The 26,539-nt window shown below is 58.4% G+C and carries 24 protein-coding genes; 9 read left to right on the top strand and 15 right to left on the bottom strand.

Annotated elements, in window-relative coordinates; all coding sequences use genetic code 11:
• Positions 1-60: 60 nt before the first annotated feature.
• Positions 61-1,533 (top strand): DASS family sodium-coupled anion symporter, encoded by a 1,473-nt coding sequence (locus RTM13_RS11200; protein WP_312212098.1) that lies wholly within the window; start codon positions 61-63, stop codon positions 1,531-1,533.
• On the opposite strand, the gene RTM13_RS11195 is transcribed toward RTM13_RS11200, so the two are convergent.
• From RTM13_RS11195 to RTM13_RS11175, 5 genes are all read right to left on the bottom strand, one after another.
• Positions 1,530-3,704 (bottom strand): YgiQ family radical SAM protein, encoded by a 2,175-nt coding sequence (locus tag RTM13_RS11195; protein ID WP_312212097.1) that lies wholly within the window; start codon positions 3,702-3,704, stop codon positions 1,530-1,532. The two genes, RTM13_RS11200 and RTM13_RS11195, sit on opposite strands and share 4 nt — an antisense overlap.
• Positions 3,705-3,851: 147 nt before the next feature.
• The gene (gene ftsP, locus RTM13_RS11190) at positions 3,852-5,264 is read right to left on the bottom strand and encodes a cell division protein FtsP (protein WP_312212096.1); all 1,413 of its coding nucleotides are present in this window, start codon (positions 5,262-5,264) and stop codon (positions 3,852-3,854) included.
• 51 nt (positions 5,265-5,315) lie between these two features.
• The gene (locus RTM13_RS11185; protein WP_312212095.1) at positions 5,316-6,053 is read right to left on the bottom strand and encodes a 1-acylglycerol-3-phosphate O-acyltransferase; all 738 of its coding nucleotides are present in this window, start codon (positions 6,051-6,053) and stop codon (positions 5,316-5,318) included.
• Between the two features lie 182 nt (positions 6,054-6,235).
• Positions 6,236-8,494: a DNA topoisomerase IV subunit A gene (parC, locus tag RTM13_RS11180; protein ID WP_312212094.1), complete on the bottom strand. Its 2,259-nt coding sequence runs from the start codon at positions 8,492-8,494 to the stop codon at positions 6,236-6,238.
• Between the two features lie 118 nt (positions 8,495-8,612).
• On the bottom strand, positions 8,613-9,020 hold the full coding sequence (locus RTM13_RS11175; protein ID WP_312212093.1) for a NirD/YgiW/YdeI family stress tolerance protein: 408 nt from the start codon (positions 9,018-9,020) through the stop codon (positions 8,613-8,615).
• A 150-nt stretch (positions 9,021-9,170) separates the two neighbouring features.
• Here RTM13_RS11175 and qseB point away from each other — a divergent pair, with 150 nt between their 5' ends.
• The 4 genes from qseB to RTM13_RS11155 all read left to right on the top strand — a co-directional run bounded on the left by qseB (position 9,171) and on the right by RTM13_RS11155 (position 12,210).
• Complete coding sequence (qseB, locus tag RTM13_RS11170; protein ID WP_312212092.1) at positions 9,171-9,830, top strand: quorum sensing response regulator transcription factor QseB; 660 nt, start codon at positions 9,171-9,173, stop codon at positions 9,828-9,830.
• Positions 9,827-11,176, top strand: a complete 1,350-nt coding sequence (qseC, locus tag RTM13_RS11165; protein WP_312212091.1) for a quorum sensing histidine kinase QseC — start codon at positions 9,827-9,829, stop codon at positions 11,174-11,176. Before qseB ends, qseC begins: the two co-directional genes overlap by 4 nt.
• 107 nt (positions 11,177-11,283) lie before the next feature.
• The gene (locus RTM13_RS11160) at positions 11,284-11,865 is read left to right on the top strand and encodes an NAD(P)H-dependent oxidoreductase (RefSeq protein ID WP_312212090.1); all 582 of its coding nucleotides are present in this window, start codon (positions 11,284-11,286) and stop codon (positions 11,863-11,865) included.
• Between the two features lie 30 nt (positions 11,866-11,895).
• The gene (locus RTM13_RS11155; protein WP_312212089.1) at positions 11,896-12,210 is read left to right on the top strand and encodes a putative quinol monooxygenase; all 315 of its coding nucleotides are present in this window, start codon (positions 11,896-11,898) and stop codon (positions 12,208-12,210) included.
• Positions 12,211-12,252: 42 nt separating this feature from the next.
• On the opposite strand, the gene RTM13_RS11150 is transcribed toward RTM13_RS11155, so the two are convergent.
• The 3 genes from RTM13_RS11150 to RTM13_RS11140 are packed head-to-tail and all read right to left on the bottom strand — an operon-like array spanning position 12,253 to position 16,583.
• Positions 12,253-13,440 (bottom strand): glycoside hydrolase family 88 protein, encoded by a 1,188-nt coding sequence (locus RTM13_RS11150; RefSeq protein ID WP_312212088.1) that lies wholly within the window; start codon positions 13,438-13,440, stop codon positions 12,253-12,255.
• A 32-nt stretch (positions 13,441-13,472) separates the two neighbouring features.
• On the bottom strand, positions 13,473-14,726 hold the full coding sequence (locus tag RTM13_RS11145; RefSeq protein WP_312212087.1) for an oligosaccharide MFS transporter: 1,254 nt from the start codon (positions 14,724-14,726) through the stop codon (positions 13,473-13,475).
• A gap of 45 nt (positions 14,727-14,771) precedes the next feature.
• Positions 14,772-16,583 (bottom strand): DUF2264 domain-containing protein, encoded by a 1,812-nt coding sequence (locus RTM13_RS11140; protein WP_312212086.1) that lies wholly within the window; start codon positions 16,581-16,583, stop codon positions 14,772-14,774.
• A 168-nt stretch (positions 16,584-16,751) separates the two neighbouring features.
• Here RTM13_RS11140 and RTM13_RS11135 point away from each other — a divergent pair, with 168 nt between their 5' ends.
• Positions 16,752-17,591, top strand: coding sequence for a helix-turn-helix domain-containing protein (locus tag RTM13_RS11135; protein WP_312212085.1), 840 nt, complete (start codon positions 16,752-16,754; stop codon positions 17,589-17,591).
• Positions 17,592-17,596: 5 nt separating this feature from the next.
• Here the strand turns inward: RTM13_RS11135 and RTM13_RS11130 are convergent, their stop codons facing one another.
• The 7 genes from RTM13_RS11130 to nudF all read right to left on the bottom strand — a co-directional run bounded on the left by RTM13_RS11130 (position 17,597) and on the right by nudF (position 22,828).
• A complete protein-coding gene (locus RTM13_RS11130) occupies positions 17,597-17,935 on the bottom strand; it encodes a DUF1869 domain-containing protein (protein WP_312212084.1) in 339 nt (112 codons plus the stop codon).
• Positions 17,936-17,945: 10 nt separating this feature from the next.
• On the bottom strand, positions 17,946-18,278 hold the full coding sequence (locus tag RTM13_RS11125) for a DUF1971 domain-containing protein (RefSeq protein ID WP_312212083.1): 333 nt from the start codon (positions 18,276-18,278) through the stop codon (positions 17,946-17,948).
• Positions 18,279-18,411: 133 nt separating this feature from the next.
• Entirely contained in the window at positions 18,412-20,304 is a 1,893-nt protein-coding gene (gene parE, locus RTM13_RS11120; protein WP_312212082.1) for a DNA topoisomerase IV subunit B, read from the bottom strand.
• 41 nt (positions 20,305-20,345) lie between these two features.
• Positions 20,346-20,921: an esterase YqiA gene (gene yqiA / locus RTM13_RS11115; protein WP_312212081.1), complete on the bottom strand. Its 576-nt coding sequence runs from the start codon at positions 20,919-20,921 to the stop codon at positions 20,346-20,348.
• Positions 20,921-21,748: a 3',5'-cyclic-AMP phosphodiesterase gene (gene cpdA / locus RTM13_RS11110; RefSeq protein WP_312212080.1), complete on the bottom strand. Its 828-nt coding sequence runs from the start codon at positions 21,746-21,748 to the stop codon at positions 20,921-20,923. The genes yqiA and cpdA overlap by 1 nt, the downstream gene beginning before the upstream one ends.
• 28 nt (positions 21,749-21,776) lie before the next feature.
• Positions 21,777-22,199 carry a DUF1249 family protein gene (locus RTM13_RS11105; protein WP_312212219.1) on the bottom strand — a complete coding sequence of 141 codons (423 nt, stop codon included), beginning with the start codon at positions 22,197-22,199 and terminating at the stop codon, positions 21,777-21,779.
• Positions 22,196-22,828, bottom strand: a complete 633-nt coding sequence (nudF, locus tag RTM13_RS11100; protein ID WP_312212079.1) for an ADP-ribose diphosphatase — start codon at positions 22,826-22,828, stop codon at positions 22,196-22,198. Before nudF ends, RTM13_RS11105 begins: the two co-directional genes overlap by 4 nt.
• Positions 22,829-23,032: 204 nt before the next feature.
• On the opposite strand from nudF, the gene tolC reads away from it, so the two are divergent.
• The 3 genes from tolC (at position 23,033) to RTM13_RS11085 (ending at position 26,518) form a co-directional block, all read left to right on the top strand.
• Complete coding sequence (tolC, locus tag RTM13_RS11095) at positions 23,033-24,496, top strand: outer membrane channel protein TolC (protein ID WP_312212078.1); 1,464 nt, start codon at positions 23,033-23,035, stop codon at positions 24,494-24,496.
• A gap of 181 nt (positions 24,497-24,677) precedes the next feature.
• The gene (locus tag RTM13_RS11090; RefSeq protein ID WP_312212077.1) at positions 24,678-25,352 is read left to right on the top strand and encodes a DUF1190 family protein; all 675 of its coding nucleotides are present in this window, start codon (positions 24,678-24,680) and stop codon (positions 25,350-25,352) included.
• Between the two features lie 5 nt (positions 25,353-25,357).
• Positions 25,358-26,518, top strand: a complete 1,161-nt coding sequence (locus tag RTM13_RS11085) for a glutathionylspermidine synthase family protein (protein ID WP_312212076.1) — start codon at positions 25,358-25,360, stop codon at positions 26,516-26,518.
• Positions 26,519-26,539 lie beyond the last annotated feature (21 nt).

Here is a 26,539-nt window from a genome sequence, read left to right as displayed (position 1 = left end):
CCTGATATAACCCATTGATTATTCGTAGAATCCATTTCTTACTAATATTTCATCCGCACGATGAATAAGGACATGGCAGTGGCGGAAACAAAATCCTCGGGCGTCCGATGGCTCCCACTCATCATCATCGTTGCCGCTGCGGCGGCTCTCTGGCAACTGATTCCCCCTTCCGGTCTGAGCGTGGCGGCATGGCGTTCGGCCATTATTTTTGTGGCCACCATCGCCGCTATTGTGGCGAAGGTGCTGCCGATTGGCGCGGTAGGCATTATCGGCATCACCGTCTTTGCACTGGCCTACGCCGCCGGGGATACCACCGCCAGCGGGGCCATTACCACGGCGCTGAGCGAACTGAACAGCTCGCTGATCTGGCTGATCGTCGTTGCTTTTATGATCGCCCGCGGCTTCATCAAAACCAGTCTCGGGCGGCGGATCGCCCTGCAGATGATCCGCCTGCTGGGTAAACGCACCCTCGGGCTGGCCTACGGGCTGGCATTTGCCGATCTGATCCTCTCTCCGGCGATGCCCAGCAATACCGCCCGCTGTGGGGGCGTGATCTATCCCATTGCTGACTCGCTGGCACGCAGCTTTGACTCTCGCCCGGATGACGAATCACGCAGTAAAATCGGCACCTTTCTCATTACCTGCATAGGCAACGTTAACGACGTCACCGCCGCGCTGTTTATGACCGGCTACACCGGTAACCTGCTGGCGGTGAAGCTCGCCGCTAACGCTGGCGTGACCCTGACATGGGGCAGCTGGTTTATGGCGGCCCTACTGCCCTGCCTGGTATCGCTGCTGATCGTCCCGCTGCTGGTCTACTGGCTCACCCGCCCGGAGATCCGCCATACGCCGGATGCGCCAGCGCTGGCCCGTCAGGAGCTGGCGCAGATGGGTAGCATGTCACGCGGCGAGTGGCTGATGCTCGGCACGGTGGTGGTTTTGCTGGTGCTGTGGATTTTCGGCGATACGCTCGGCGTTGACCCAACGACGGCGTCGTTTGTGGGCCTCTCTGTCCTGCTGCTCTCCGGCGTGCTGAGCTGGGAGGATGTAAAGAGCGAAAAGGGGGCGTGGGATACGCTGATCTGGTTTGCGGCGCTGCTGATGATGGCCAACCAGCTGAAAAAGCTCGGGTTTACCACCTGGTTTGGCAACCTGATTGGCGACAGTCTCGCCAGCTCGCTGCACGGTACCAGCTGGGTCGTGGTTTTACTGCTGCTGAACGCGGCCTACTTCTATACCCACTACTTTTTTGCCAGCGGCAATGCGCAGATAGCCGCCCTTTACGCGGTGTTTCTCGGCGTCGGGCTGCATCTGGGGATCCCTGCTGCGCCCTGCGCGCTAATGCTGGCGTTTACCAGCAGCCTCTACTGCTCCCTGACTCAGTACACCCATGCTCGTGGTCCGATCCTGTTCGGTGCGGGCTACGTACCTACCGGGGTCTGGTGGCGCACAGGGTTTTTGGTCAGCCTTTTCAACCAGGCGGTCTTTATTAGCGTCGGACTCGCCTGGTGGAAAATGATTGGGCTGTATTAACCCTTCGCACCTGCCTTGCTGCGCACTTTATTGCCTGCCGGCGTCTGACGCTGGTGGACAATAGGTGTGTGCTTGGTGAGCGCCGGGCGGGTATGGCGATTCTGACGCTTTGCCTCACGCATCTCGTCCAGCGTTGGTGAAGGCACCAGGCAGTCGCGACGGCTACCGATCAGGTGCTTCTTACCCATATCTACCAGCGCCTGACGGATCAGCGGCCAGTTTTTCGGATCGTGATAGCGCAGCAGCGCCTTATGCAGTCGGCGCTGTTTATCACCCTTCGGCACCACGACGTTCTCGCTCTTATAGCCAATCTTGCCAAGCGGGTTCTTCCCGGTGTAGTACATGGTCGTCGAGTTAGCGAGAGGCGACGGATAGAAGTTCTGCACCTGATCGAGGCGGAAGCGGTGTTTTTTGAGCCACAGAGCCATGTTCACCATATCTTCATCCCGCGTTCCCGGATGGGCAGAGATGAAGTACGGGATCAGATACTGCTCTTTGCCGGCCTGCTTTGAGTAAGTATCAAAAAGTTCTTTGAAGCGGTCGTAGCTGCCCATTCCCGGCTTCATCATCTTCGACAGCGGACCTTCCTCGGTATGCTCCGGGGCGATCTTCAGGTAGCCACCCACGTGATGGGTCGCCAGCTCTTTGATGTAGCGCGGATCCTCAACGGCAATGTCGTAGCGTACCCCGGATGCGATAAGGATCTTCTTGATCCCCTTCAGATCGCGGGCGCGGCGGTAGAGGTTGATTGTCGGCTCGTGGTTGGTATCCATATGCGGGCAGATATCCGGGTAGACGCACGACAGGCGGCGGCAGGTCTGCTCCGCACGCGGCGACTTGCAGCGCAGCATATACATGTTGGCCGTCGGGCCACCCAGATCGGAGATCACGCCGGTAAAGCCGGGCACGGTGTCACGAATCGCTTCGATCTCGTTAATGATCGACTCTTCGGAGCGGCTCTGGATAATCCGCCCTTCATGCTCGGTGATCGAGCAGAAGGAGCAGCCGCCAAAGCAACCGCGCATTATGTTAACCGAGAAGCGGATCATCTCGTAGGCCGGAATGCGGCTGTTGCCGTAGGCCGGATGCGGCACGCGCTTGTAGGGCAGCGCAAAGACGCTGTCCATCTCTTCGGTAGAGAGCGGGATCGCCGGCGGGTTGATCCAGATGTAGCGGTCGCCATGCTTCTGCATCAGCGCCCGCGCGCAGCCCGGGTTAGTCTCATGGTGCAGGATGCGCGACGCGTGGGCATAGAGCACCTTGTCGGCTTTCACCTTCTCATAAGAGGGCAGCAGAACGTAGATCTTCTCCCACGGCTTCGGACGCGGCGGCTGAATGACGACGGCTTTCGCTTCGGCTTTCCTGGGTTCAACAGGTTTGTTGTCCGCGCACGGTAGATCGTCTCCGTAGGGATGGGGGATCGGGTCAATTTTGCCCGGCATATCGATGATGCGGGAATCTACCCCGCTCCAGCCCGGCAGCGCCTCTTTAACCATAATCGCGGTATTGCGTACGTCACGGATGCTGGCCACCGGCTCGCCCTGCGACAGACGATGGGCCACCTCAACCAGCGGACGTTCGCCGTTGCCGAAGATCAGCATATCGGCTTTGGAATCCACCAGCACCGAACGACGTACGGTATCAGACCAGTAGTCGTAGTGGGCGGTGCGGCGCAGGCTCGCCTCAATGCCGCCCAGGATCACCGGCACATCTCTCCACGCCTCTTTACAGCGCTGGGTATAGGCCAGCGTCGCACGGTCCGGGCGCTTGCCCGCCACGTTATCTGGCGTGTAAGCATCGTCGTGACGCAGCTTGCGATCGGCGGTGTAGCGGTTGATCATCGAGTCCATATTGCCCGCGGTTACGCCGAAGAACAGGTTTGGCTTGCCGAGGCGCATAAAGTCCTCTTTGCTGTTCCAGTCCGGCTGGGCAATGATGCCGACGCGGAAGCCCTGCGCCTCCAGCATGCGTCCGCAGATCGCCATGCCAAAGCTCGGATGATCCACATAGGCATCTCCGGTAACCAGGATGATGTCGCAGCTGTCCCAGCCAAGCTGATCCATCTCTTCACGTGACATAGGCAAAAACGGCGCGGGGCCGAAACAGGCAGCCCAATACTGCGGCCATGAGAAGAGGTCGCGATCCGGCTGGATCAGGGAGATAGCGCTCATAATGCTTCCGGGGTGGTAAAAAAAAGATCGTCAAAGGGCGGCGATTATACGCTTGAACCGTGTGGAGAATGAAGGAATTTTGTACGGGATATTTACCCGGCATACATATTGCGTAGGCCGGGTAAGGCAAAGCCGCCACCCGGCGATTTACGGTGCCGGGTTGACCAGCAGTTGGCCGATGGATCCCCGATCCGACATCTCCAGCGTCTGGCTAAAGAACTGGAACGGGAAGTGCGGCCAGGAGGGCTGCCCGTAGTAGACCAGCAGCTCAACCTGCCCATCCACCCAGACGGTATCCTTCATGCCCCGATCCTCCGGGAACGGCATTGCGCCGTTGACGTTGCGGATCAGGAAGCTGACGCCCTCAATATGGAACGACTGCGGCGTGTCGGCGCGCACCGTCCAGCGCTCCCAGGTACCCTGCTGGGCGGTAATATCGATGCGCTTGATATCCCACAGCTGACCGTTGATACCTGGATCGTCGCCGAGGGCGATATCACGGCTGCGCACCGCCGCGCCGCTCATCAAATCCGTCGGCAGCAGCCGCAGCGGCAGCGTATCGGTCACCAGCGGCAGCAGCCCGGTAGGGCGTAACGTCAGCACCAGGGTGGAGATCAGGATGCTCGACGGTTCAAAGAAGCCGCGGATGCGATCAACAATCCCCGCCGCCTCGCCGCAGGTGATCGACACCTCGTCGCCGTCGGTCATATTGACGAGGATTTCCCGTCGTTCGCCGGGGGCCAGCGAGAGCTGCTTCACCGACACCGGCGCGGGTAAAAAGCCCTGGTCGCCGGAGATAACGTGCAGCGCCCGGCCATCGCTCATCTGCAATTGATAGCGGCGGGCGTTAGAGGCATTCAGCAGGCGCAGACGCACCCAGCCGCGTGACACCTCGACATAGGGACTCTGCGCGCCGTTGACCAGCAGCGTATCGCCAACGAAGCCGCCGCTGCCAGGCTCGCTGTACTCCGGCGTGCCGAAGTTATCCAGCCGCTTGTCCTGAATAATAATGGGAAAGTCATCCACGCCGTAGTGGTTGGGGATCGGCAGAGATTTACTCACCTCATCCTCAATCAGCCACATGCCCGCCAGCCCGTTATAGACCTGCTCGGCGGTGCGGTTTGGCGTGTTGGCGTGATACCAGAGCGTCGCCGCACTCTGGCGGATCGGCAGCACTGGTGCCCAGTCGGCGCTGGGAGACATCATGCGCGCCGCACCGCCGATTAGCGGGCCGGGAACCTGCAGGCCGCTGATGGTCATGGCGACGTTCTCTTGCAGCCGGTTGCTGTAGATCATCTTCACGTCGTCGCCGCTCCAGACGCGGATGGTCGGTCCCAGATAGCGGCCATTGATGCCCCACACCTGGGCACGCGTGCCTGGCGTAAAGGACCAGTGCGCCCGCTGCAGGGTTAAAAACAGCGGCTGCCCACGGCGGGATTCAACGAGCGGCGGCACGGGCAACGGCTGCTGCTGCCCGGCGGCGTTAGCCTGCAGCGGAACCGCGCCTACACAAAGCGCAGCGCCGGAGGCCTGGATAAACTGACGCCGACTGAGTGACATATCTTGCTCCCTGTAAAACGGACTAAAGCGCGTATAAAAGTACGGCTACCCTTATCGCTTGTCAGCGGCTTCGCGGGCGGCAACTTCGCTATCAAGCTCGGCGATCTTCTCCGCCATCAGCGTCCGGCAGTGGGTAGCCAGTTCGCGTACCTGTTCTTTACCAAACTGGCTGGTGTCCACCGGCGGCAGCATCTCGACAATCACCAGGCCGTTATTCAGACGGTTAAGGTTAATTTTGTTAGAGGTGTTGGAAACACATACCGGGATAATGGGCACGCCAGCCGCAATGGCCGCATGGAACGCGCCGGTTTTAAACGGCAGCAGCCCACGCCCGCGGCTGCGGGTGCCTTCCGGGAACATCCAGATAGAGATGTTGCGCTTCTGGATATGCTTGACCACCTGAGCGATAGTCCCGTGCGCTTTGGCGCGGTTATCGCGGTCAATCAGCAGGTTACCGGTCAGCCAGTAGAGCTGGCCAAAGAACGGGATCCACAGCAGGCTTTTCTTGCCAACGGTAACGGTGCGCGGCTGCACAATGCTGGCTGCGGTGACCATATCGTAGTTGTTCTGATGGTTGCCGATGTAGATCGCATTGCCATACGTCGCCGCATCAGGCGGCAGGCGCAGCTCTACTTTGATGCCCATGACCGGAGCCAGACGGCCAAAAAGATGGCCAAAGGTGGCGACGTGCTTTGGATTCCGTGGGCTAAACAGGCAGTAGATACAGCCAAAGATACAGACCAGGATGCTGTAAATTACAACAATGATTACGCGTAAAATGAATAGCATAGCTACCTCGAAAACCCGGACACCCGCCCAGTATAGTGTAGCGGCTGACGGTGCACGGCTTTGTTCCATCGGGTCCGTGAAAAAAGGTATTGTCAATCGTAACCTGCGATTTAACAATGACTTTACGGGAAATTTTATGGGTAGCTCCCCCTTCAGCTGGAAGGGGGAGAAGCACACAGGGATTACTCTTCGCTATCGCCAGCCGTTGCCCGACGCGGCGAGTCGATCTCGACCTTGTCGATCCGCTGGAGTCCGCGCATCAGCGTCCCACGACGGCCACGCTCGCCGTGAACTTTCTGCAACTCTTCCGGGCGCATTTTGATTTTGCGCTTGCCAGAGTGCAGGGTCAGCGTGCTCTGCGGCGGCAGAATAAAGAGGTGCGCCAGGCTATCCTCTCCCTTAGCCGCTTCGGCTGCTGGAATACTGATGATCTTATTCCCTTTACCTTTCGACAGCTGCGGCAGATCGCTAATTGGGAACATCAGCATGCGTCCGGCAGCGGTAATCGCCAGCAGCATATCGCTGTCATCTACAATCTCCAGCGGCGGCAGCACGTGCGCGTTTTCCGGCAACGTAATGAGCGCCTTACCGGCACGGTTGCGGGCAATCAGATCGTTGAAGGTACAGACGAAGCCGTAGCCTGCATCGGAGGCCATCAGCAGCTTCTGCTCCTCACCGGCCATCACCATATGCTCAACGGTGGCACCCGGCGGCAGCGTCAGTTTGCCGGTCACCGGTTCGCCCTGCCCGCGCGCCGACGGCAGCGTCAGCGGATCGACGGCGTAGCTGCGCCCGGTAGTGTCAATAAAGACCACCGGCTGGTTGGTTTTGCCTTTCGCCGACGCTTTCCAGCTGTCGCCCGCCTTGTAGCTCAGGCCCTGGGCATCGATATCATGACCTTTGGCGCTGCGTACCCAGCCCATCTGCGACAGCACGATAGTCACCGGCTCGGATGGCAGCATGTCATGCTCGCTCATCGCCTTCGCCTCTTCACGCTCATGCAGCGGTGAACGGCGATCGTCGCCGAACGCATCGGCATCGGCCCGCAACTCTTTCTTCAGCAGGGTGCTCATCTTGCGTTCTGAAGCGAGGGTGCTCTGCAAACGGTCGCGCTCTTTTTCCAGCTCGCTCTGCTCGCCGCGGATCTTCATCTCTTCCAGCTTCGCAAGGTGGCGCAGCTTCAGCTCGAGGATCGCTTCGGCCTGGGTTTCACTGATGCCAAAGCGCGACATCAGCACCGGCTTGGGTTCATCTTCACCGCGAATGATCTCAATCACCTCGTCGATGTTGAGGAACGCCACCAGCAAGCCTTCAAGGATGTGCAGGCGCCTGAGCACCTTCTCCAGGCGATGGTTCAGGCGGCGGCGCACGGTATCGCGGCGGAACGCCAGCCACTCGGTGAGGATCTCCAGCAGGTTTTTCACCGCCGGACGGCCGTCGAGGCCGATCATGTTCAGGTTGATGCGGTAGCTCTTCTCCAGATCGGTGGTGGCAAACAGGTGGTTCATCACCTGATCCATATCCACCCGGTTGGAGCGCGGCACCACCACCAGACGGGTCGGGTTCTCGTGATCGGACTCATCACGCAGATCGTCCACCATCGGCAGCTTTTTATTGCGCATCTGGGCCGCAATCTGCTCCAGCACGCGCGCTCCGGAGACCTGGTGCGGCAGGGCGGTGATCACCACCGCGCCATCCTCTTTTTTCCACACCGCGCGCATGCGCACGGAGCCGCGGCCGTTCTGATAAATTTTGCGGATCTCTGCCCGGGAGGTGATGATCTCCGCCTCGGTCGGGTAGTCCGGCCCCTGAACGATATCCAGCAGCTGATCGAGGGTGGTCTTCGGCTGGTCGATGAGGGCGATTGCCGCCTGCGCCACTTCGCGCAGGTTGTGCGGCGGAATGTCCGTCGCCATGCCAACGGCGATGCCGGTGGTACCGTTCAGCAGAATGTTTGGCAGGCGGGCAGGCAGCATCTTCGGCTCCTGCATCGTGCCGTCAAAGTTAGGCACCCACTCAACCGTACCCTGCCCCAGCTCGCCCAGCAGCAGCTCGGCATATTTGGAGAGGCGCGACTCGGTGTAACGCATCGCCGCGAAGGATTTCGGATCGTCCGGTGCGCCCCAGTTACCCTGGCCGTCAACCAGCGGATAGCGGTAGGAGAACGGTTGGGCCATCAGCACCATCGCTTCATAGCAGGCGCTATCGCCGTGGGGATGGTATTTACCCAGCACGTCGCCCACGGTACGGGCAGATTTTTTAAACTTCGCGCTGGCATTGAGGCCCAGTTCAGACATGGCGTACACGATACGCCGCTGCACCGGCTTCAGGCCGTCGCCGATAAACGGCAGCGCACGGTCCATGATGACGTACATGGAGTAGTTCAGGTAGGCGTTTTCAGTGAATTCATGTAGCGCGAGGCGCTCTGCCATATCGCTCATTACGTGTGATTCCTCAGCGTTTGCACCCAATTATTCAGGGGCAATATTGCCGCAGATTTTACCTTATCTGCCCTCCTGAGTCACAAGAAAAAGGCCGGATAACCGGCCCTTCAGGGAATTACTTGGCGAGCTTAGTGATTTGCTTCACTTCGATCTCAAACTCGTTCCAGTCCTTGTCAACTTTACCCTGAATTTCAACCTGATCCTGCGGCGTCACGTTCTGGCCGTTCCAGCGTTTTTGATCGATTTCTACGTTTACCGTACCGCTGGCATCGCGGAAGACGTAGCGATCGTCAGAGAGGCGCTCGGTGATGTTACCCCGCAGCGTCACCCAGCTGTCATCTTTCAGATCTTTAGCTTTTACTGCGGTTGTCGGGGTGGCGTTTTTATCCACGAAGCCGCCCTGCTGAGTCTGGCTTTGCGTCTGGGGTTGCGTGGCGGATGGCCCGCTGAAGCCACCCTCGGCGGCGAAAACAGGGGCGGAGGCCATCATGGCGATGGCGGCAATAGTAGCTAATTTTTTCATCGTGTATCTCCTTTTTGTCTCGTGTCATGCTCCATTAAACAGGGTAGATCTTAACGAGTTCTTAAGCGGAAAATTTAAATTTTTTTACTGTACAGCCGCGTGTTACAGGAGGTTTACTGCTTACAAGCGGGCAACGGCAAGGAGAGGCAGATGCGAATTTTACTGGTGGAAGATGACAAGCTGATAGGTGACGGTATCAAAGCCGGGCTGGGTAAAATGGGCTTCACCGTTGACTGGTTTACCACCGGCAGCGTAGGGAGAGAGGCGCTCTATAGCGCCCCCTACGATGCGGTGATCCTCGACCTGACGCTGCCAGAGATCGACGGACTGGCCATCCTCCGCGACTGGCGTCAGGCGGGCCGCAGCGAACCGGTGCTGATCCTGACCGCACGTGATGCCTTAAACCAGCGCATCGAGGGTTTACGCCTCGGCGCGGATGACTATCTCTGTAAGCCCTTCGCCTTGATTGAGGTTGCGGCGCGGCTTGAAGCGCTGATCCGCCGCAGCCATGGGCAAACCCACAGCGAGCTGCGCCACGGCAAGGTCACGCTCGATCCCACCCGTCTGGTGGCGCTCGTTGAGGGTGAGACGCTGATCCTCAAGCCGAAAGAGTTTGCCCTGCTGGAGCTGCTGATGCGCAACGCCGGGCGCGTGCTGCCGCGCAAAGCGATAGAGGAGAAGCTCTACAGCTGGGATGACGAGGTATCGAGCAACGCCGTTGAGGTGCATATCCATCACCTGCGTCGCAAGCTGGGCGCAGAGTTTATCCGCACCGTGCACGGCATTGGTTATACCCTGGACAACGTATGAAGCTGACGCAACGCCTGAGCCTGCGGGTTAGGCTCACCCTGCTTTTTTGCCTGCTCGCACTTGCCGCCTGGCTGGCCGCAAGCGTGGCCGCGTGGCAGCAGACCACCCACAAGCTGGATAAGCTCTTCGATACCCAGCAGATGCTCTTTGCCAAACGTCTGCTGGCGATGGATCTCGATAATATCCCTGCCCCGCTGCGTCAGGTTCGCACGCCGGATAAGGTCCGGCACGGTCATCTCGATGATGACGCGCTGGCTTTTGCCATCTACTCCCGCGACGGCAAACTGCTGCTGCACGATGGCGAAAACGGCCAGGAGATCCCCTATCACTATCGCCGGGACGGCTTTAGTAATGGGCAGCTCAAAGATGATAACGATGCCTGGCGTCTTCTCTGGCTCACAGCTCCTGACGGGGAGTACCGCATCGTGGTAGGCCAGGAGTGGGAGTATCGCGAAGAGATGGCCATGGATATTGTCACCTCCCAGCTTACCCCCTGGCTGGTGGCGCTGCCGCTGATGCTGCTCTGCCTGGTGCTACTGCTCAGCCGTGAACTGCGTCCGCTGAAAAACCTGGCCCGGACGCTAAACCAGCGTGCGCCGGATACCACCGATATGCTTTCTACTCATGCTATTCCGTCGGAGGTACGGCCTCTGCTGGATGCGTTAAACAGCCTGTTTGCCCGTACCCAGCAGATGATGGCTCGCGAGCGGCGCTTTACCTCCGACGCGGCTCACGAGCTGCGTACCCCTCTTGCCGCACTCAAGGTTCAGGCTGAAGTGGCACAGCTCTCATGGGATGACGCTGAAGGTCAACGGCGTGCGCTGAGCCAGCTGCATACCGGTATCGACCGTGCGACACGGCTGGTGGATCAGCTGCTTACCCTTTCGCGCCTCGACTCGCTCGATAACCTGAACGATGTCGAACAGATCGCCCTGGCGGATCTTCTGCAATCGGCGGTGATGGATATTGATGCCCTGGCGCATCGGGCAGGCATTGCGATCCACCTTGCCATTGATGCGCCGGAGGTGACGCGCCCCGGACAACCGCTGCTGCTCAGCCTGCTGGTGCGTAACCTGCTGGATAACGCAGTGCGTTACAGCCCGCGCGGTAGCAGGATTGACGTCACGCTGGAGCAGCGCTGCTTTACCGTGCGCGATAACGGACCGGGCATTGCGCCTCAGGCGCTGCCGCGTCTCGGTGAACGCTTTTACCGCCCGCCGGGGCAGGAAGAGACCGGCAGCGGTCTGGGGCTGTCGATTGTGAAACGTATCGCCACGCTGCACAACATGACGGTGACGGTGGACAATGCGACGGAAGGTGGTGCGGTAGTCCGGGTAAGCTGGTAGCTGGATTATTGTCGTATAAGCAAAAGTCTTTGCACATTTTGCTCATTTTTCTCTCTAGTCGAGGTCGTTAGAATAGTCGGCAAATTCGTTTTCTACCGGGACAAATAATGAGCAACATCTTAATTATCAACGGCGCTAAAAAATTTGGTCACTCTAACGGCCAGCTGAATGACACCATGACCGACGTTGCCGCCAGCTTCCTGCACGATAGCGGGCACGATGTAAAAGTCGTCCGCACCGATGGCGACTACGACGTGAAAGAGGAAGTGCAGAACTTCCTGTGGGCCGACACCGTGATCTGGCAGATGCCGGGCTGGTGGATGGGCGCGCCGTGGACGGTGAAAAAGTACATTGATGACGTCTTTACTGAAGGTCATGGCTCCCTGTACGCCAGCGATGGCCGTACACGCTCTGACGATGCGAAAAAATATGGCTCCGGCGGTCTGATTCAGGGCAAAACCTACATGCTGTCGCTGACCTGGAACGCCCCGCTGGACGCGTTCACCGACAAAGAGCAGTTCTTCCACGGCGTGGGCGTTGACGGCGTTTACCTGCCGTTCCACAAGGCGAACCAGTTCCTCGGAATGGACGCGCTGCCGACCTTTATCGCTAACGACGTGATTAAAATGCCGGACGTGCCTCGCTATACCGCAGAATATCGCAAGCATCTTGCGGAAATTTTTGCTTAACTGTCAGACGGTACAAAGAAGGAGTTGACCATGTTGACAGTGATTGCAGAGATCCGCACCCGTCCGGGCCAGCATCATCGCCAGGCCGTACTGGACGAGTTTGCGAAAATTATCCCAACCGTGTTAGAGGAAGCGGGCTGCCACGGCTATGCGCCGATGGTAGATACCGCCGCCAACGTGAGCTTTCAGGCCACCAACCCGGACTCTATCGTGATGGTGGAGCAGTGGGAGAGCGTGGCCCATCTTGAAGCACACCTGCAAACCCCGCACATGAAAGCGTGGGGCGAGGCGGTAAAAAGCGACGTGTTAGAGACCCATATCCGAATTCTGGAGCAAGGGGTTTAGCTGTGTTGCCCGGTGGCGCGTTGCTTACCGGGCTTATAATTATTACCAGTACAGCTTCCAGCTCTCACTAAACCGCATCAGCGCCTCGACGTAGAAGTAATCCCCCCAGCTGGCACACTCATCCACCCCCTTGTTACTGGCGAGATGGTACACCGAGTGCTTCAGCAGCCCGTTACCGGGTTCGTTCACCCCCATCAGATAGTGCTTATTCAGCGACGACATAATGTGCATCGCCCACTGCTGATAGCGAGCGCGATCGGGATCGCTTACCGGCAGCTGCTTCACCAGCTCCAGCAGGCCGCAGACGGCAATGGCAGCGGATGAGGAGTCCCGCAGCGCATCGCTGCCCACCAGGGCCAGATCCCAGTGGCAGACGCCATCCTCCGGCAGGCGGTTGAGGAAGTAGTTCGCCAGCCTTTTTGACAGCGCCACCATCGTTTTATCGCCGGTGTAGAGGTAGCTCAGCAGGAAGCCGTAGATCCCCCACGCCTGCCCCCGCGACCAGCATGAATCATCAGCGTAGCCCTGTTGGGTATTGCCGTAGCGCGGCGCACCGGTTTGCACATCCATGTAGTAGGTGTGGAAGGTCGATGCATCGTCGCGGATCAGATACTCCGCCGCCTGCTGAACGTGGGCCTTAGCTGCCTCGGCAAAGCGCGGATCGCCGGTCTGCTCGCTGGCCCAGTAGAGCAGCGGCAGGTTCATGTTACAGTCGATGATCATCCTTCCCGCCTGCTGCGGATCGGTAAGATCGCCCCACGCCTGAATAATCTGCGCCCTCTGATGGAAGCGTTCCAGCAGCGCCTCGGCGGCCTGGATCGCAAAGCCGCGCGCGTCGCGGTTGCCGGTCAAGCGCCAGGCTGCCACACAGGAGAGCGTATAGAGGAAACCGAGATCGTGGGTATTAGTATCCTGGCGTCCGGCAGTGCGCAGCCCGAAGGAGCGCACGTGCTTCTCCGCCAACGCACGATACGATGCTTCACCACTCAGCTCCCACGCCAGCCACAGCTGCCCGGTCCAGAAGCTGGTGGTCCACTCCACGTTATCGGTTAACGGGTAGTAGCCTTTGACGCAGGTTTCGGCTGGAAACTTTTCACCGAACTCCGTTAAATGACGGCTTATCAGCTCAAGGGTCTGACGACGGGCGGTAACCAGCTCATCCTGAAAGGCGCGCTCATCCACCGGCGCGGGAACCTCTCCCAGACGCTCCTCAACGATACGATTTAACATATTCCGGTCCTTCTTCTTAATGAATGAATAATCTACCCGGCGACGTTGACCGCAGGCGCGCCGCGCCGCTTGCTCTGACAGGCCGACAGGGTAAAGGCAGAGATAAGGGTAAAGATCAGGGCCGTCGCGCCCATAATGATATAGGTCTGCTCAAAGCCAATTTTGTCGTAGAGGATCCCCGCCGGGGATGAGACCACCACGTTGCCGACGTAGAGCATCGCCTGGTAGCCCAGCAGGTACATGGTGGCGTTCACGCGCTTATCGAAATGCTCGGCGATATATTTAAAGACCGACACCAGCAGGAGACAGATCTCCAGGCCATAGAGTGGCTTGAGTACGGAGATCAAGAGGTGGGAATCACATAGCCCGGAGATAATCAGCCGCGCGCCAACCACCAGCCCGACGATCAGCAGCCCACGCTTGGCCCCGACGTAGTTCACAAACATCGGGATGATCATGTACATGACAAACTCCATCCCCGACTGCACGGTGCCCAGATAGCCGAATACGGCGTTGCCCTGGTGCACATCGTCAAAGAAGGTAACGAAGTAGCGGGAGAACTGCTGCTCGGCGATAAACATCATCCACGCCACGCCCGCTACGTAGAGGCAGAAGGCCCAAAACTTGCGGTTTTTCAGCAGGGCGTAGACATCGGCAGGAACAATCTTCTCCTTCGCCAGCACCTCGCCCGCACGCTCGGTTCGCGTATCGACCTTCAGGCTAACCAGCACCACCAGCATCACGATAGAGGCGACGCTGCCCATAATGAAGTTGTAGGCCGGAGAGAGGTTAAACAGCAGGCCGGAGAAGGAGGAAGCTACCGCCCAGCCCAGCGATCCCCACATGCGGATCTGGCCGAACTCCATGCCGTTCAGGCGGCTGTAGCGATCGGTATAGGATTCGCAGGCCGCGACGCCTGCATACCAGGCGAAGCTTAAATAGATTGCACCAACGACGATCCCCAGCAGCGTATTGGAGAGCAGCAGCGGCTGGTAGACGTAGATAAAGAATGGGGCCATCAGGGCTGACACGGCGACCACGAAATAGAGCAGATATTTGCTCATGCCGATCTTATCTAAGATGTAGCCGTAGATCGGTTTCAGGATCACCGAGAAGATACCGTTGACGGCAAATACCGTACCGATCACCGTGCCGCTTAGGTTAGCCTTTTGCCCGAGCCAGATGGCCAGCAGACCAATACTGGCCGACCAGGTAAAGAAGTAGAGAAAGATAAAGGAGCTGATTTTGTAATATTCAGTCCGGCTGTTTTTAATTATTTTTTCCATACTATCCTCGACGAAGGTATGTAAGGGTAAGAGAGGTTTTTTTATTTATAACGTGATGACTAAATCGGTTTTCATCGCGGGATGGCGTACCGTCAGCGCCCCGCTCTCTAAGCGCACCTCCGCAACGGAAGACAAATCGCTCTGCTCTGGATCGCCCGCGATAGCGGCACAGCAGAGCCAGTGACGCCCCGGCGTTAGGGTGGCAGTTAATACCGGGATCGCCGCACACTCGGCAAACATCACGCTGCTGTTGGGCGGAGTAATGACGCTGTCGCCGTGACGCTCAAGGCCGAACGAGAGATCGTAGATAGCGCTACTACCGTTGGCGGCGTGAACCACACAGCCGGAGGCCAGCGTCTGATGCGCGGCTTTCATCACTGCGAAGCCACCCTCCACGCTGTTCAGATGACGCACAGTGTCGATACAGTGCAGCCGCAGATGGCCGTCGCCGCAGGGGATCAGCCAGGTGGCAACCTGCACGTCGTGCCAGGGTGACCAGCGCGAGAAGATGTACGCTTCGCTGACGACGGTCTCCTCACAGCCGCGGCGGCCCCGATAGTACTCATCCCCTTCTGCCAGCAGCAGCATGCTGTCACAGGCGGCGTGCTTGATGCCGTAACGCCCCCGCTCGATGGTGAAGCCGAAGCGGCTGGAGTAGGCAAACCTGGTGTATTTCGCCTCGGTATTGACGTAGTTGTTCAGCTCAAGTTGACCAGAGGCGAGCATGCAGACGTGCCGTGAGGCTTCGCTGTGCATCAGGATCTGCCCAGCATGCGGGAGCGCCCGCCGTGCCGCCAGCGCTGGCAAGTTCTCCTCCTCTGCCTGCCAGAACGGATGCGTTTCAGGCAGAGCGAGGATCAGGAACACCTTCAGTGCCCAGTAGGGCGAGCCGGGAGAGTTGTAGTCTTCGCACATGGCGAGGTTCGGATAGGCAAAGCCGAGGGTCAGAATGCCGTCCCGGTCGAAGATAGGCTGAGCCAGCCACCAGCGCAGGTGGCGGAGAACGATCCCCTTCACTATGCCCGGCGTGAACACCTCTAGCCCGCTAAAGGCTACCGCGCTCCAGAAAGCCACCATCGCAAAGCGGTAGGTCAGGCTGCGGCCAAAGGGCACCGACTCTCCCCCCGCCGCCGACATGTAGATAAAGTCCTGGGCGAACAGCTGCGCCCTCTCCCGCAGGGTGGCAGCGCGTCGGGGATCGTCTTCGGCGTTCAGCGTGGCGTAGATGAGGCCGTAGAAGTGAAACGCCATCGAGATGTAGTAATCCTTTGGCCGTCCCGGCCCGTCGGAGTACCAGCCATTGCCGAGGTAGTAGGCCTCCATCATCGCAAAGCGCCGCTCTACCGCCTGCCGATCCCAGGGCAGCCCGGCGCGTTTAAAGCCGAGCTGCACCATAATGGCGAAGTAGTTCCAGTTGCTGTCGGGCATTTCAGCATCGGTGATTTGGTTTAGCCAGGCGCGGAGGTTCTCCTGCTCGCGCGGGGTAAACCAGGCCAGCAGTCGGTCCTGCATCAGCGCCAGACCGAGGCCATAGGCCGCCATCTCCACCAGCCGCTGATCGTAAGGCCCGGTTTCGCCCCAGTAGCCTGCACTGTGCGGATCGGTCCCCTGCTTGATTGCGGCAATGTATTTCGCGCTGAGCGGCGTCTCCTCCCCGGCGGCCAGCAGCGGAAACAGGCCCCACAGCGCTCGCGACAGCCCCTCCATGTTGGCAATCTCAACGCTGTAGTGGGCGCAGGTGTTGCCTAGCGCGAAGCGTGACTGCCCCTCAGGAAACTGCTTATCCAGCGCGCCCAGCATCTCCGTGACCAGATCAACAACGTCCTGCCGGGATGACAATATATTTGATGTTTCCATTTCCGAATCAGCCTCTTAACAAAGTGGCTCAAGGATAGTGAATCGCTGGCGCGCAGAAATGTTAGCCACGTCACAGCCGGGAAAGATCATTAAACTCGCAGTTGAGAAAATTTAAAAAGGTGGTTTATAAAGGCGTGCAGAGGGGTAAAAGTTGAGTTTTATTGCACTATGCGCGATGAGCCAAAATCTGACTATCTGGAGCTGATTACCTTAAACGACACCGTGGTGTCGTTCAGCCGCCTGTTTGCCAATACCGTGCGCTATCATCACTGGCACCAGTGTCTGGAGATCCTCTACGTTGAGGAGGGTTTCGGGGTAGCTATTGTTGATAATCGCCACTACACCATGCGTCCGGGGCGGCTCTTTTTCTTTCCGCCCTTTACCCTGCACAAGGTGATGGTGGATGAGCAGGCCGAGGCGATCTACCGGCGCACCATTATCCATCTCGATCACCATGCGGTGCTGAAGGCGCTGCGCGATTTTCCGCAGGCCCAGCAGCGATTATACAAACTCTCCCGGCGCGGTGGCCCGGCGTGGGTGGCGGACGTTGCCGCCTGCCATAGCCATATCGACTATCTGTTTAGCTGCTACCCGCAGCCGATGAACAGCGAAAGCATCGCCAGCCTGCTCATCAGCCTCTTTGCCATGCTGCCTGCCGATCGCGACGGCGCGCCCGGCGACAGCCGCAGCATTGCCAGCCAGGCGATGTTCTGGCTGGATGAGCACTACCAGCATAAGTTTAGCCTCGACGCCCTCGCCAACGAGCTGGGGAAATCGCGCAGCTACGTGTCGCGGAAATTTCATGCCGAAACGGGCGAGAAGATCCACGACTACCTGAACACCCTGCGGCTGCGCAAGGCCTGCGAGTGCCTGCTGCACAGCGACGAGAGCGTACGCGAGATCGCCGCGCGGGTAGGCTTTTCCGACGTAACCTGGTTTATCAGCTCTTTTAAGCGAGGCATCGGCGAGACACCGCTTCAGTACCGGAAGAACCACTCGGCGGGGTAAGGTATTTACCAGCCGCAGACGTTGGTCTCTTCGTCTGATTCATAGCCGCGCACGATATTAATCAGATCCTTCACCGTGTCCGCCGCCGTGGTGGCGTCTTCTAATTCAGCAAGGCGGGAAAAGTCTTTATCGGCTGATACGCCGTTGTTGTTGTTCGTTACCGTCAACGTAAAACCTTTCTCGCTTTCACTTTTATCCGCCAGCGTGTTGATAAGCTCCGCCACCGCCGCGTGGGCGATAGCCGGGACGTAGAGCGACATCGGTTTCAAATAAACTTTCTCTGCCGTTGCGCTGCTGCTGCCGTGTGTAACCGCTAAAGAGTAGCCTCTGTTTTCCATGGTCATAATAGTTACCTCAACCTTCAATGAGCACTTGTGGATCGACCCAAAAATCGACGTTAAATACCGTATCGTCAGACAGGGCTTCGATGCGGTGCCACTTCTCTGCCGGAAAGACGCCAAACTGCCCTGCCTCAATGGTCAGGGTCTCCACTGGCTCCGGGCTGGTCTCATCGGCGTACCCGTAGTAGCGGATCGTTCCCTGCATCACGCAGAGGCGTGGGTTAACCCCCTGACGTGTGCCCGCATCCAGGTGCCGTTGCCAGATAGAAGCCGGGGCAGTCTCTTTGGTCCACAGGGGCGTCGAGCGGACGTGAACGTAGTGGGTGGGTATGACAATGCGCTGCATGTTTCATCCTCGTGGTAAGGGTTTTTGGAGAAACTTATTTTGCAGATCATATACCTGTTAAAAGGGGAAGGTGAGTCACCTAAAGGGGTAGCGGAGGGGGTAAAAAAAGCCCCGCATCCGCGGGGCTGGTTTATCAGGCTTCGATATCGGCCATATCGCCTTTTTCCTGTAGCCAGTTGCGGCGGTCTTCCGAGCGCTTCTTGGCCAACAGCATATCCATGATGGCGTTGGTGCGCTGATCGTCATCGTCGCTAATGGTGAGCTGCACCAGGCGGCGGGTGTTCGGATCGAGCGTGGTCTCGCGAAGCTGCATCGGGTTCATCTCCCCCAGCCCTTTAAAGCGCTGGACGTTAGGCTTGCCCTTCTTACGCTTCAGCTGCTCCAGCACGCCCGCTTTCTCCTCTTCGGTCAGGGCGTAGTAGACCTCTTTGCCCAGATCGATACGGTAGAGCGGCGGCAGAGCCACGTAGACGTGACCGTGCTTCACCAGCGTGCGGAAGTGTTTCACAAACAGCGCGCAGAGCAGCGTGGCGATGTGCAGGCCGTCGGAGTCCGCATCGGCGAGGATGCAGATCTTGCCGTAGCGCAGCTGAGTCAGATCTTCACTGTCCGGATCGATGCCGATGGCCACCGAAATGTCATGCACCTCCTGCGAGGCCAGCACTTCGTCAGAGGAGACCTCCCAGGTGTTGAGGATCTTACCCTTCAGCGGCATGATCGCCTGGAACTCACGGTCGCGGGCCTGCTTGGCCGAGCCGCCCGCCGAGTCACCCTCTACCAGGAACAGCTCGGTGCGGTTGAGATCCTGCGCGGTACAGTCTGCCAGCTTGCCGGGCAACGCCGGGCCGCTGGTGAGCTTTTTACGCACCACCTTCTTCGCCGCCCGCAGACGACGCTGGGCGCTGGAGATCGCCATCTCGGCCAGCATCTCCGCCGCCTGTACGTTCTGGTTCAGCCACAGGCTGAAGGCGTCTTTCACCACGCCGGAAACGAATGCGGCGCACTGGCGCGAAGACAGGCGCTCTTTGGTCTGTCCGGCAAACTGTGGATCCTGCATCTTCACCGACAGCACGTAGGCGCAGCGGTCCCAGATATCCTCCGCCGACAGCTTAACGCCGCGCGGCAGAATGTTGCGGTATTCGCAAAACTCGCGCATCGCATCCAGCAGCCCTTGGCGCAGGCCGTTGACGTGCGTTCCGCCCTGCATGGTGGGGATCAGGTTTACATAGCTCTCGGTGAGCAGCTCCCCGCCCTCCGGTAACCACAGTAGCGCCCAGTCTACCGCCTCAGTATCACCGGCAAACGCGCCGATAAAGGGCTTCTCCGGCAGGGTCGGCAAACCGTTAACCGCTTCGGCAAGGTAGTCGTTGAGACCGTCGGCGTAGCACCAGCGCTGCTCGCTGTCGTTGACCTTATCCTTGAAGATAATCTCCACCCCAGGGCAGAGCACCGCTTTGGCCTTCAGCACGTGGGTCAGGCGCGATACGGAGAAGCGCGGGCTGTCGAAAAAGCTTTCGTCCGGCCAGAAGTGAACGCTGGTTCCGGTGGTGCGCTTCGGCGTGCTGCCGACCACGGAGAGATCTTTTACTTTGTCGCCGTTGGCAAAGGCGATGTTATAGACCTTGCCGTCGCGCTTGACGTTGACTTCAACGCGTTTTGACAGGGCGTTAACCACCGAGATCCCCACCCCGTGCAGGCCACCGGAGAACTGGTAGTTTTTGTTCGAGAACTTACCGCCCGCGTGCAGGCGGCAGAGGATCAGCTCAACTGCCGGAACACCCTCTTCCGGGTGGATATCCACCGGCATACCGCGCCCGTCGTCGATGACTTCCAGCGACTGATCGGCATGGAGGATCACCTCCACGCGTTTGGCGTGTCCGGCCAGCGCTTCGTCCACGCTGTTATCGATAACTTCCTGACCAAGATGGTTAGGACGAGTAGTGTCGGTATACATCCCCGGGCGGCGGCGGACCGGCTCAAGCCCGGTTAATACCTCAATGGCATCAGCGTTATAGGATTGCGTCATGGTGTATTCGTAGATAGTGACAGCATCGTCCCCTGCGAGGCTCAGTGCAGCCCGAGGAAATCGATAATCTGTGAAAAGTGATCGTCAAAGCCCACAAAGGCATGGTTTCCGCCCTCTTCAACCGTCTGGCGGCACGAGGCGTAGTAGGCAACGGCCTGGCGGTAATCCAGCACTTCATCACCCGTTTGCTGAAGCAGCCAGATTAAATCTGCCGCCTCCAGCGGATCGATCTGCATGGTTTTGAGATCGTAAATATGGCGTGACTCTAGCACATATTGCTGTCCGGTGTAGGGGTTCTCGTTGCGGCCAAGATAATCGGCCAGCAGCTCAAACGGACGCACCGCCGGATTCACCACCACCGCGGGCAGCATAAAGCACTGGGAGAGCCAGGTGGCATAGTAGCCGCCAAGCGAAGAGCCAACCAGCCCAAGCGGCTCACCGCCGTGCCCCAGCACCAGCGACTCCAGCAGTTCAGCGGCATCCGCTGGATAGGGCGGCAGCTGCGGCACGATCATCTCTATGTGTGGATGATGTTCTGCCAGCCACTGCTGTAGCGCCACGGCCTTTGCCGAACGCGGCGAGCTGTTAAACCCGTGTAGATAGAGAAGCGTCGCCATCAGTAGCCTTCTGATGCCGTATCAGGGCTGAAGCGGCTGCTCTGCAGGCGGCTGACTTCGGTATGCAGCGTGCCGTCGGCGTTCAGCTCCAGCCAGCGCCAGCCTGGGGCGATAGTATCCAGGGTAAAATTAGCGCAGTGCGGCTTAAACTGGACGCAGGTTGAGGGCGTCGCCAGCAGGCGGCGGCCGTTCCAGTCGAGATCCTGCTCCTGATGAATATGGCCGCACAGCAGGTGCTTAACCCGTGGGTAGCGCACCAGCACGTTGTCCAGCTCCTGCGAATTACGCAGGCTGTGCTGATCCAGCCAGCTGCACCCCGCCGGCAGCGGGTGGTGATGCAGCAGCAGCAGCGTGTAGCGCTCCGGCGACTCCGCCAGCTTTTTCTCCAGCCACTCCAGCTGAAACTCACTCAGTTCACCGTGCGGTACGCCAAAGACCTGGCTGTCGAGCAGCAGTATCTGCCAGCTGTCACCGGCGAAGACCCGCTTGGCACCCGAAATACCGGCCTCCTGCAATGCGCTGTACATGGCGGGCTGAAAGTCATGGTTGCCGGGCAGCCAGACGCAGGGCACATCAAAGCTGGCGATACCCTCAGCGAAGTGCTGATAGGCCGCAGCGGTGTGATCCTGTGCCAGATCGCCGGTGGCGACGATCAAATCGCAGTGACGCCGTTCGGCCCGGATGGCTTCCAGTACCGCCTGATAACTCTCCCAGGTATTGACCCCTAACAGCGTTTCATGCTTTTCGGCAAACAGGTGAGTATCGGTTATTTGTAAGATCCTGATACTGGACTCACCCGCCAGATTCAGGTTTAACAGGCTTTCCAAATGGTGTCCTTAGGTAGGTTTCACGATGCTAACAAACCGGAATCGCCATTGCTCCATGTGCTAAACAGTACCTAAGCCAGTCGGCCAGAAACTGATTAATTTGATGCTTTTCGTCGCGTTGGTGCAACTTTTTATTCGGGTAATCATACCGCGCTTTGAAGCGAAAGATCTGCTGGCTTGAACACACTTCAGCGACCATAGCATCGTGATAGAGGCGTACCGTTAACGACGGCATGCTCCAGTAGCTGATCGCCGGTGCAGTCTGCACAATTTCCACCAGCGTAGTGTAGCGGGTTGATTCTGTAATCGTTAATCGGTATTGCGCATTGGCCACCTGATAGCTCACTGTTTCGCCGGGTGCGTCATTGCGTGGCAGCAGGCGGCGTAGCTGGGCGAAATTGGTCTCGCACAGGCGCATCATTTCAGGAAAGTCAGGTGTGTAACGCTTCATTTTTTCCACTCAGTTCTCAACTTTTCGTAGTGCAGCTGCAGCCATTGCAGGGCGATGACCGACGCGGCGTTGTCTATTTTCCCCTCTTCAACCCACTGGTAAGCCTGCTCCCGGCTCACCACATGAACACGAATATCTTCGTTTTCGTCCACCAGGCCATGTATACCTTTGGCCTGCGTGGCATCCACTTCGCCAACCATTAACGATAAGCGCTCGCTGGTGCCGCCGGGGCTGGCCAGATAGCTCATAAACGCTTTTACCTGGCCAACCTGTAGGCCGGCCTCTTCGACGGCTTCGCGACGAGCAACGTCTTCAACGCTCTCGCCCTCTTCGATCATGCCAGCAACCAGCTCCAGCAGCCAGGGCGTTTCACTGGTGTCATACGCCGGAATACGGATCTGCTCAATCAGCACAACCTCGTCGCGCACCGGGTCATAGGGTAGCAAGACGGCGGCATGGCCGCGCTCAAAAATTTCCCGGGTCACTTCCCCGCTCATCTCACCATTAAAAAGCCGATGACGGAAGCGCCAGCGCTCCAGCGAAAAAAAACCGTTATAGAGTGTTTCGCGTGCAATAATTTCTACATCATTTTTAGTGAAAGTCACTGCTGATGGCTCGGGTTTCTTCATGGTTTCATCCTGCTGGCAAATAATGACGAAATTATGGATTTCCAGTCTATAAGACTGCCGTTTCCCATGCTATATGGTAGATTGGTGCAAATTAACGCCGGATGGCACTTAACGCCAACCTTTTGCAGCGACACTTTCTGCTAGAATCGGCCTTATTTTTTTAATTTCATTAGCGCTAACAAAGCTTCGTAACAAGGAATGCAAATGAAGAAATTGCTCCCCATGCTTATCGGCCTGAGCCTGGCCGCTTTCAGTACGATGAGTCAGGCAGAGAACCTGCTTCAGGTTTATCAGCAAGCGCGTTTAAGCAACCCTGAACTGCGCAGATCTGCCGCGGATCGCGATGCCGCATTTGAGAAAATCAACGAAGCGCGCAGCCCCTTACTGCCCCAGCTCGGTTTGGGCGCAGACTACAGCTACTCCAACGGTTTCCGCGACCAGAATGGTCTCAATAGCAATGCTACCAGCGCCTCTTTACAGCTGACGCAGACCCTGTTTGATATGTCGAAATGGCGTGCCCTGACCCTGCAAGAGAAATCGGCAGGCATTCAGGACGTCACGTTCCAGACCGATCAGCAGACGCTGATCCTCAACACCGCTACCGCCTATTTTAACGTATTAAGCGCCATTGATGCGCTCTCTTATACCGAAGCACAGAAACAGGCTATCTATCGCCAGCTGGATCAAACGACCCAGCGCTTCAACGTGGGCCTGGTTGCCATTACCGACGTGCAGAACGCCCGCTCCCAGTATGACACCGTACTGGCGGACGAAGTGACCGCCCGTAATGACCTGGACAACGCTGTTGAGAAGCTGCGCCAGGTGACCGGCAACTACTATCCAGAGCTGGCGTCCCTGAACGTCGACCGCTTCCAGACCGACAAGCCGCAGCCGGTTAACGCCCTGCTGAAAGAGGCCGAAAGCCGTAACCTCTCTCTGTTACAGGCACGCCTCTCTCAGGATCTGGCCCGCGAGCAGATTCGCCTGGCGCAGGATGGCCATCTGCCGACTCTGGATTTAACCGCCTCTTCCAGCGTCTCTGACACCTCCTACAGCGGCTCCCGCACCAGCGGTGCCCAGGGTGCGGCCTATGATGACAGCAACATCGGCCAGAACAAGGTCGGCCTGAGCTTCTCCCTGCCGCTCTATCAGGGTGGCCTGGTGAACTCCCAGGTGAAACAGGCGCAGTACAACTTCGTTGGTGCAAGCGAGCAGCTGGAAACCGCGCACCGCAGCGTGGTGCAGACCGTACGTTCATCCTATAACAACGTGAACGCCTCTATCAGCAGCATTAACGCTTACAAACAGTCTGTGGTATCGGCGCAAAGCTCGCTGGACGCAACCGAAGCGGGCTACTCGGTGGGTACTCGTACCATCGTTGATGTGCTGGATGCGACCACTACGCTCTACAACGCCAAGCAGCAGCTCTCCAGTGCGCGCTACAACTACCTGATTAACCAGCTGAACATTAAATCTGCTCTCGGTACGCTGAACGAGCAGGATCTGATGGCCCTGAACGGTGCGCTGGGTAAACCGATCTCCACTACGCCAGAAGCGGTTGCCCCATCGACCCCGGAGCAGGATGCCCGCGTGCAGAACAGCGCCCCGGACAGCAACGGTAATAACGGTAACGGCAACGGCCTGCTTAACGCAGCCCTGCCACGCTAACCGCAGCGTAGAATAGCTGAGAAAACGAGATGGGGGCGTCTGCCCCCGTTTCAACGTAAGACAACGTAAAGATCCCTGCTCCAGGCCTGCATTCCGGCCTGTTCCGCTTCAATTTCGACCACTCATCCTCTATTCTGAGCAGTAGCTACCTCGCTTTAACTCTGGGTATTAAAAGAGACATATGAAACGGACAAAAACGATTAATCATGCGACGTTCCGCAAAAGCTGGGGCGCTCGCCACCTGACTCCCGTCGCCTTCGCCCTTACCGCCGCGTTTATGCTGGCGGGCTGTGAGCAGAGCGATGAGACGGTATCGATGTATCAAAACGCCGACGACTGCTCGGCTGCCAATCCGGGCAAAAGCGCCGAATGTACTACCGCGTACAACAACGCCCTGAAAGAGGCCGAACGCACCGCGCCGAAATACGCCACGCGTGAAGACTGCGTTGCCGAGTTTGGTGAAGGCCAGTGCCAGCAGGCACCTGCCCAGGCGGGCGTCGCGCCGGAAAACCAGGCTCAGGCCCAGCAGAGCAGCGGCAGCTTCTGGATGCCGCTGATGGCGGGCTACATGATGGGACGCCTGATGGGCGGCGGGGCAGGCTTCGCCCAGCAGCCGCTGTTTAGCTCGCGTAACCCGGCCAGCCCGGCCTACGGCCAGTACACTGATGCTTCCGGTAAAGGCTACGGCGCAGCCCAGCCGGGCCGTACTGCGACCGTTCCTAAAACTGCGCTGGCGCCGAAACCGGCTACCACCTCCACGGTGACACGCGGCGGCTTTGGTGAGTCGGTTGCCAAACAGTCCACCATGCAGCGTAGCGCCGTCGGTACCTCCTCTTCGCGCTCAATGGGTGGCTAAGCCTCATGGAAAGAGTCACCATTGCCGAGCGCCCGGACTGGCGCGAAAAGGCGACCGAGTACGGCTTTAATTTTCACACCATGTACGGCGAGCCGTACTGGTGTGAAGAGGCCTACTATAAGTTCAGCCTTGAGCAGATTGAGAAACTGGAAGAAGTTACCGCCGAGCTGCACCAGATGTGCCTGAAGGTGGTAGAGAAGGTCGTTGCCAGCGATGAGCTGATGACCAAATTCCGCATTCCAAAACACACCTGGAGCTTTGTGCGCCAGGCGTGGCAGACGCAGCAGCCGTCGCTCTACTCGCGCCTCGATCTGGCATGGGATGGCGTGAGTGAACCCAAGCTGCTGGAGAACAACGCCGATACCCCAACCTCATTGTACGAAGCCGCGTTCTTCCAGTGGATCTGGCTGGAAGACCAGCAGAATGCGGGCAAGCTGCCGCCGGAGAGCGATCAGTTTAACAGCCTGCAGGAGAAGCTAATCGAGCGCTTCGGCGAGCTGCGCGAGCAGCACGGCTTCAACCTGCTGCATCTGGCCTGCTGCCGCGACACCGTTGAAGACCGCGGTACGGTGCAGTATCTGCAGGACTGCGCCGCCGAGGCGGGCGTTGCCACTGAGTTTCTCTATATCGAAGACATTGGTCTGGGCGAAAAGGGCCAGTTTACCGATCTGCAGGATCAGGTGATCAGCAACCTGTTCAAACTCTATCCGTGGGAGCATATGCTGCGTGAGATCTTCTCCACCAAGCTGGAAGACGCTGGCGTGCGCTGGCTGGAGCCGGCCTGGAAGAGCATTATCTCTAACAAAGCGCTGCTGCCGATGCTGTGGGAGATGTTCCCGGATCACCCGAACCTGCTGCCCGCCTACTTTGCCGAAGACGATCATCCGCCGCTGGAGAAGTACGTCGTTAAGCCGATCTTCTCTCGCGAGGGGGCTAACGTCTCTATCGTGGAAAATGGCCAGACTATCGAACAGGTAGAGGGTCCCTACGGTGAAGAGGGCATGATTGTCCAGCAGTTCCACCAACTGCCAAAATTTGGCGACAGCTATGTGCTGATCGGCAGCTGGCTGATCAATGATCAACCCGCCGGGATCGGCATCCGCGAGGATCGGGCGTTGATCACCCAGGATCTCTCCCGCTTCTATCCGCACGTCTTTGTAGAATAAGCCGTTATGCCGGGCGGCGCG

The sequence above is a fragment of the Pseudescherichia sp. genome, assembly GCF_031979925.1.
GTDB lineage: Bacteria > Pseudomonadota > Gammaproteobacteria > Enterobacterales > Enterobacteriaceae > Pseudescherichia.
Note: the sequence above shows the minus strand (reverse complement) of the source record. Positions and strands in the feature narration are given on the sequence as shown.

Bases quoted from the DNA above. Each gene is read 5' to 3' on its own strand.
- RTM13_RS11085 (WP_312212076.1), top strand. From the start codon at position 25,358: ATGGAAAGAGTCACCATTGCCGAGCGCCCGGACTGGCGCGAAAAGGCG.
- RTM13_RS11185 (WP_312212095.1), bottom strand. From the start codon at position 6,053: ATGCTATTCATTTTACGCGTAATCATTGTTGTAATTTACAGCATCCTG.
- RTM13_RS11130 (WP_312212084.1), bottom strand. From the start codon at position 17,935: ATGACCATGGAAAACAGAGGCTACTCTTTAGCGGTTACACACGGCAGC.
- nudF (WP_312212079.1), bottom strand. From the start codon at position 22,828: ATGAAGAAACCCGAGCCATCAGCAGTGACTTTCACTAAAAATGATGTA.
- RTM13_RS11125 (WP_312212083.1), bottom strand. From the start codon at position 18,278: ATGCAGCGCATTGTCATACCCACCCACTACGTTCACGTCCGCTCGACG.
- qseC (WP_312212091.1), top strand. From the start codon at position 9,827: ATGAAGCTGACGCAACGCCTGAGCCTGCGGGTTAGGCTCACCCTGCTT.
- parC (WP_312212094.1), bottom strand. From the start codon at position 8,494: ATGAGCGATATGGCAGAGCGCCTCGCGCTACATGAATTCACTGAAAAC.
- RTM13_RS11090 (WP_312212077.1), top strand. From the start codon at position 24,678: ATGAAACGGACAAAAACGATTAATCATGCGACGTTCCGCAAAAGCTGG.
- RTM13_RS11200 (WP_312212098.1), top strand. From the start codon at position 61: ATGAATAAGGACATGGCAGTGGCGGAAACAAAATCCTCGGGCGTCCGA.
- RTM13_RS11160 (WP_312212090.1), top strand. From the start codon at position 11,284: ATGAGCAACATCTTAATTATCAACGGCGCTAAAAAATTTGGTCACTCT.
- RTM13_RS11155 (WP_312212089.1), top strand. From the start codon at position 11,896: ATGTTGACAGTGATTGCAGAGATCCGCACCCGTCCGGGCCAGCATCAT.
- RTM13_RS11140 (WP_312212086.1), bottom strand. From the start codon at position 16,583: ATGGAAACATCAAATATATTGTCATCCCGGCAGGACGTTGTTGATCTG.
- parE (WP_312212082.1), bottom strand. From the start codon at position 20,304: ATGACGCAATCCTATAACGCTGATGCCATTGAGGTATTAACCGGGCTT.
- RTM13_RS11135 (WP_312212085.1), top strand. From the start codon at position 16,752: ATGCGCGATGAGCCAAAATCTGACTATCTGGAGCTGATTACCTTAAAC.
- yqiA (WP_312212081.1), bottom strand. From the start codon at position 20,921: ATGGCGACGCTTCTCTATCTACACGGGTTTAACAGCTCGCCGCGTTCG.
- RTM13_RS11145 (WP_312212087.1), bottom strand. From the start codon at position 14,726: ATGGAAAAAATAATTAAAAACAGCCGGACTGAATATTACAAAATCAGC.
- ftsP (WP_312212096.1), bottom strand. From the start codon at position 5,264: ATGTCACTCAGTCGGCGTCAGTTTATCCAGGCCTCCGGCGCTGCGCTT.
- RTM13_RS11105 (WP_312212219.1), bottom strand. From the start codon at position 22,199: ATGAAGCGTTACACACCTGACTTTCCTGAAATGATGCGCCTGTGCGAG.
- RTM13_RS11150 (WP_312212088.1), bottom strand. From the start codon at position 13,440: ATGTTAAATCGTATCGTTGAGGAGCGTCTGGGAGAGGTTCCCGCGCCG.
- qseB (WP_312212092.1), top strand. From the start codon at position 9,171: ATGCGAATTTTACTGGTGGAAGATGACAAGCTGATAGGTGACGGTATC.
- RTM13_RS11175 (WP_312212093.1), bottom strand. From the start codon at position 9,020: ATGAAAAAATTAGCTACTATTGCCGCCATCGCCATGATGGCCTCCGCC.
- tolC (WP_312212078.1), top strand. From the start codon at position 23,033: ATGAAGAAATTGCTCCCCATGCTTATCGGCCTGAGCCTGGCCGCTTTC.
- RTM13_RS11195 (WP_312212097.1), bottom strand. From the start codon at position 3,704: ATGAGCGCTATCTCCCTGATCCAGCCGGATCGCGACCTCTTCTCATGG.